1 protein-coding gene is annotated in these 559 nt (G+C 45.6%); it reads left to right on the forward strand.

What is annotated here, in order from left to right; genetic code table 11:
* A partial coding sequence (locus L693_RS28000; RefSeq protein ID WP_197029879.1) for a topoisomerase C-terminal repeat-containing protein occupies window positions 1–252 on the forward strand: 252 nt, incomplete at its 5' end.
* Between the last annotated feature and the right edge of the window lie 307 nt (window positions 253–559).

The raw sequence follows: 559 nt of genomic DNA on the forward strand, positions 1-559 counted from the left end.
TCCAGTTGCGGCGGAAGCATTATTGAAGGCCGCAAGGGGTACGGGTGTAGCCACTACAAGCAGGGGTGCGGCTTTGTCGTCTGGAAGGAATATGCTGGCAAGCAGATTACGGAAACGATGCTCAAGTCTCTGTTGACGAAGGGACAGACACAGCTGTTGTCTTTTAAGCGTAAAGATGGATCAACCGTCAAAGCCCGAATTGTGCTGAATGAACCAGGTACAGGGCAACTTAGCGTTCGTGAGGAAGGCTGAAAAAAGTCCAGATGATGATTCAGACAGCCTGAGCAGGCTAATATGTTTTAATCACAAAAAAGGACCCTATCCGAGGGTCCTCAGGCTGTCGAGAAACCCCCTGTTTTTTTAATGAGGTTTAAAATGGCCATTTTGATCAAATAAAAATGGGTCCTCAGATCGTTTTAAATCGATTTTTGTTTTAAAAGTTGAGTCTCCCCAAATAAAAAATAAAGTGTCGAGAAAGTCCGTTGGACTTTCTCGACACTCTGAGGACCCTATCCGAGGGTCCTTCAGGCTGTCGAGAAAGTCTCGACAGCCTATTTTA

Source organism: Paenibacillus sp. 1-18, assembly GCF_000520755.1.
In the GTDB taxonomy this organism is placed as follows: Bacteria; Bacillota; Bacilli; order Paenibacillales; family Paenibacillaceae; genus Paenibacillus; species Paenibacillus brasilensis.